Here is a 781-nt window from a genome sequence, read left to right as displayed (position 1 = left end):
CCAAGTCGACCGTATCGGAAGCTTTCGCCGAGTGCTGGTTGTTCGCGCGGCCCTGATCAACCGCCATCGACGGCGAGGCATTCTCTGTTGGCAAGCCCTTCCGCGAGGCAATGCCAAACTGGCGACTCGAACAGCTCCCCAGGTTCGCCGTATCCACGAACATGAATCCGGCCTCGGAGCGTCTGGCCTCAGGCGGCCAGTCCGACGTCCGCAAATGGGGCGCCAAGCCGCCCAAAGCTCCAGTCATCAGGGTGAAAAGACGGGAGTCTCCGCAAAACCACTATGTCGCCGCATCAGGCCGACGACACGATCCCTCGATATCCTCGCATGCAGGCTACCGCTTCCCGCGCCGCAGCAGCGTCTCGTCGCGCAAGGGCATCAATGACTTGGTCATAATCGTAGCGTCCCGCGCTTGAACTAGATCGGTTCGACGTGATCAGCGCWWGTCAGAAGTTATGGGCCCGTTTCTAAGAGCTGAAGTTCTTGAAATATTTGGCCGGTGACGCGCCAAGCGCTTTCTTGAACATGGTGATGAATGCGGATACCGATTCATATCCAAGGTCTCCCGAAACCTGCTGTACGGTCGCCCCAGCTGCCAGGCTTCTGAGCGCGACGATTAGCTGCAGTTGCTGTCGCCAACGACCGAAGGACAGGCCAGTTTCGTGTTGGACCAATCGGGCGAGCGAGCTTTCGCTCATCGCCACGCGCGACGCCCACTGCGCCATCGTACTTCGGTCGGATGGGCCGTCGACCAAGGCCGATGCGATCCGATTGAGGCGCG

The 781-nt window shown here is 60.2% G+C and carries 1 protein-coding gene; it reads right to left on the bottom strand.

Annotation, left to right across the window (positions count from 1 at the left end; translation table 11 throughout):
* Window positions 1–467: 467 nt before the first annotated feature.
* A partial coding sequence (locus AC1DIN_RS29900; protein ID WP_476812357.1) for a helix-turn-helix domain-containing protein occupies window positions 468–781 on the bottom strand: 314 nt, incomplete at its 5' end.

Source organism: Allobosea sp. 05T438, assembly GCF_056396025.1.
The sequence above is the reverse complement of the archived record's forward strand: the minus strand, read 5'-3'. Positions and strand labels throughout refer to the sequence as shown.